This window comes from Streptomyces niveiscabiei, from assembly GCF_001419795.1.
GTDB lineage: Bacteria > Actinomycetota > Actinomycetes > Streptomycetales > Streptomycetaceae > Streptomyces > Streptomyces niveiscabiei.
The window spans coordinates 1-3,593 of sequence record NZ_LIRL01001269.1 but is presented as its reverse complement, the minus strand read 5'-3'; the positions used below and the strand labels follow the sequence as shown (position 1 = coordinate 3,593).

At 71.2% G+C, this 3,593-nt stretch carries 5 protein-coding genes; 1 reads left to right on the top strand and 4 read right to left on the bottom strand.

Annotated elements, in window-relative coordinates; all coding sequences use genetic code 11:
* On the bottom strand, positions 1–1,246 hold a 1,246-nt coding region (locus tag AOK24_RS42980; protein WP_055725276.1), incomplete at its 3' end, for a YhgE/Pip domain-containing protein.
* 63 nt (positions 1,247–1,309) lie between these two features.
* On the opposite strand from AOK24_RS42980, the gene AOK24_RS42975 reads away from it, so the two are divergent.
* The gene (locus AOK24_RS42975) at positions 1,310–1,879 is read left to right on the top strand and encodes a TetR/AcrR family transcriptional regulator (RefSeq protein WP_079057276.1); all 570 of its coding nucleotides are present in this window, start codon (positions 1,310–1,312) and stop codon (positions 1,877–1,879) included.
* A 130-nt stretch (positions 1,880–2,009) separates the two neighbouring features.
* Here the strand turns inward: AOK24_RS42975 and AOK24_RS42970 are convergent, their stop codons facing one another.
* From AOK24_RS42970 to AOK24_RS42960, 3 genes are all read right to left on the bottom strand, one after another.
* Positions 2,010–2,483, bottom strand: a complete 474-nt coding sequence (locus tag AOK24_RS42970; protein WP_055725274.1) for an SRPBCC family protein — start codon at positions 2,481–2,483, stop codon at positions 2,010–2,012.
* Positions 2,484–2,604: 121 nt separating this feature from the next.
* Positions 2,605–3,156, bottom strand: a complete 552-nt coding sequence (locus tag AOK24_RS42965; RefSeq protein ID WP_055725273.1) for a DinB family protein — start codon at positions 3,154–3,156, stop codon at positions 2,605–2,607.
* Between the two features lie 188 nt (positions 3,157–3,344).
* Positions 3,345–3,593: putative sulfate exporter family transporter (locus AOK24_RS42960; RefSeq protein ID WP_159052209.1), on the bottom strand; the 249-nt coding region annotated here is incomplete at its 5' end.

Sequence of the window (3,593 nt, the reverse complement as noted above, 5' to 3'; positions counted from 1 at the left end):
GCTCCGGCTCCGGCTCCGGGGTGGTGTGGCTGCGGGTGAGGCCCTTGCGGTCGTAGGCCCGGGTGCCGAGGAAGCCCGCGATCAGGCCGAGGACGAGAGCCACCGACGAGGCGGTCACCGCGCGGCCGAGGCCGCCGTCCCAGGTGGCGCCGAAGTAGAGGACCGAGCGGACGCCGACGTACGCCTGGTGGACGGGTTCGAAGCCGGAGAGGAAGCGGATGAACGGCGGGAGCGCCTCCAGCGGGGTGGTGCCGCCGGAGCTGGGGACGGCGAGGACGACGAACAGCAGCAGGCTGACGACCATGCCGAGCCCGCCGAGCAAGGCGAGGATCGCCTGGGCGACCACGGCGACGGCGGCGATCACCAGGACGCCGAGCAGCCACAGCTGCCACGGGTGGTCCAGCGGCATGCCGAGCCAGGCCGCGATGCCGAGGTAGGCGGTGCTGACGACGACGGCGAGGCCGCCCATGAGCGCCCACTTGACGAGGAGCGTGTTCAGGCGGCTGCGGCCGGAGTGGGCGGCCATGCGGTAGACCGGGCCCCATTCGAGGGGGATGAAGCCGAGCTGCGCGTCGACGAGGTTGGCGACGATGACGGAGCCGGTGAAGCCGGCGAGGACGAGCAGCAGGGCGTAGTAGAAGGCGGAGAGGCCGTTGCCGGTGCCGCTGGGGACGGGTTCGTACGGGGTGGTGTGGACGTCCAGCGGGGTGGCGAGGACGAGGCGGGCGATGCCGGGGGCCTTCGGGGCGGCGGCGAGGAGCTGCTTGCCGACGGTCTCGTTGACGCCCGCGAGGGCCTTGGTGGCGTAGGCGTTGACGATGGAGACGCTGGAGGTGTTCGCCAACGGGTTGGTGTAGACGGCGACTTGGGGCCGCTGGATGTCGGTGCCGGGGCCGCTCAGGGCGCCGAGCCGCTGGGTGAGGTCGGCGGGCAGGACGATCGCCCCGTACAGCTTGCCCTCGCCCAGCTGCTCGCGGGCTTCGGTGAGGGTGAGGGTGCGCAGGTCGAACTTGTCGGGGTCGGTGTTCTTGCGCAGGCCCTCGGTGATCTTGGCGCCGGTGTCGCCTCGGTCCGCGTTGACGACGGCGACGGGGAAGCCGTCGAGGTGGTCGGCGGAGTTGACCGTGCTGCCCAGGTACAGCGACGCGAGGGCCGCCATGATCACGGTGACGAGGACGGCGGGGGTCAGCCAGAGCCCCGGACCCGGCCTGGTGGGGGCTGCCGCGTCGTCGTTGTCGTGCGTCACTGCACCGATTCCCTTCGGGTGACCATTTTGGTTACTAGGTGACCAGAATGGTAACTTGAGGCCATGAAGTCAAATGTGAAGCCCACGAGCGAGGAGATCGACCGCGCACTGATCGACATCGCGGCCTTCGTGTTCGCCCGGCACGGGTTCGCGCAGGGGACGGTCCAGGCGATCGCGGACGCCGCCGGCTACTCCAAGGCCGCCGTCCTCAAGCGGTTCGGGTCCAAGGAGCGCATCCAGGACGCCGTGGTCGCGCACGCCGAGCAGGCCTCCTCGACGTTGGCGCGCATCGGTGCGGCGCAGCCCGTCGGGCCCCGGCGGGACGCCGTGCTCGTCGAGGCGCTGGTGGAGATGCTCGGGGAGCGGCCGGGGATGGGGGCGCTCGTCATGGGGGCGTTCTGGCTGACCCGGGAACCGGAGGTGCTGGAGCGGCTCACCGGGGCTCAGCGCACGCTGATGGAGGCGTTCGACCCGGAGGTGTGGGGGGACGAGGAGCGGCGGGTGCGGGTGGTCGCGGCGATCGGGGCGGTGACGGCGGCGATGATGGCGCGGCGCGACGAGAACCATCCCGACCGGGCGGATGTGATCGTGGCGGCGGGGCTGGGGGCGCTGGGGCATCGGCCCGGTTCATGACGGGCAGCGGGCGCGAGGGGGCGTTGCGGCCTCGGGTTCAACGCGGACGTCGTCGTGGTCGGGAGGTCTCCGGTGGACGGTATCGGGGCGGGCGCGGGCGTGCGGGCGGTGTACCGGATGGGGCGCCGGGTCAGTTTCCGGTTCGGCCAGTCACGTATGTCTCCAGGTGGGCCAGGGACGAGGCGATTGCGGCCTCGTGGACCGGCTGGCTGATGCCGGAGGGTACGTCGGTGGCGGTGACCGTGACGCGGGTGCCTTCCGGGGTGGGGGTGAGGTCCCAGGTCATGGTCATGGTGCCCGCGTACGACGGGTCGTCGGAGGTGAACACGGCCTGTTGGACGATCTGTTCGGGCGGGAGGAGGGAGGCGAAGGCGATGTCGACGACGTCGGTGCCGTCCGAGGTCTTGCCGGGGGCGTGCGTGGGGTCGAGGTAGGTGAGGGTCATGCGGAAGCCGCCGCCGGGGCGGGGGTCCCAGTGTTCGACGTGTCCTCGCATGCCGGCGGGCGGGAGCCAGGTTTCGAGGGCGGCAGGGTCGACGAGGGCGGCGTAGACGGTTGCCGGCGGGGCCGGGATGAACCGGGCGGAGCGGTCGGTCCTTGGCATGGGGGCATCGTAGTGCGGTGGGTTCCGGCCGGATGTGGGACGTGCGGTCGGGTAGTTCGGTGAGGAGCGATGCTCGGGGCGTACTCCAGGCTGAAGTCCTTGCTGGATATGCGGGGGTCCTTCAGGCGCTGAGGTCGAGGACCAGGTAGCCGTCGATCCTGCCGAGGTGGTCAGAGACGGGGTCCGGTGGGAGGGCGTGGCCGAGATTCTGCGCCCTGACTTCGCCGATCCACTGGTCGTGCTGGTACTCGTGGTTGATGAGCGCGGTCAGCAGGTGTGCGGCAACCACTGTCATCTGCGTGGGCGCGCCGACCTTGCCTGCGGCGATGTCGCCGATGCGGGCGTGGACTCGTTCGGCGACGGTGTCCCGGAACGCGCCGAGGCGCTGGACGGTGGGCAGGGCGCCGCGGAACTTCTCCGGGTTCGCGGAGTCCATGAGGCCGTCCAGTTCCGGGTCGGGGCTGGGTTCGGCGGCGGTGAGGTTGCGGATCATGAAGTGGGCGACGTGGGCCTGGTGGCCGAGGTGCCAGCCGATGGCGCTGGAGTCGTCGTGCGGGCGCCAGGTCACCTCGTCCGGGGTGAGGTCGCGCCACAGGTCGTCGGTGTAGGCGCGGGCGCGGTCGTACTCGCGCAGCAGGGCGCTCAGGTCATGCGGGGTTCCTCGATATGCCATGGTTATGCCTCGTTCGGTCGGCTGGGCGGCGAGTGCCGCGTGGTCCTGTCAAGGTAGGCACCTCGGGTGGGGACCGGTAGAGGATCTTGGCGAATCCGGGTATAGGCAGTGGGTATGGCTAGTGGGTGGCGGCGAGGGGAAAGCGGGGGTGGGGCTGACGACAGCAAACCCCGCCCGTGACCAGCGCGTCAGAGCGCGCCGGCCGCCCTCAGCGAGCCGTACCCCACAGCCGTGACCAGTGCCGTGGACAGCGCCCCCAGCAGCAGTCCCCGTCTCCCCGTCCGCAGCAGTGCGCCGAGCCTCACGCCGCTGCCCAGGGCGAAGAGGGCGGCGGTGAACAGGAGGGTGGTGGTGGTCTTGGCCGAGGTCAGGACGGTGGGCGGGACGGTGCCGGTGGTGCGGAGCAGCATCGTCGCCAGGAACCCGGCGACGAAGAG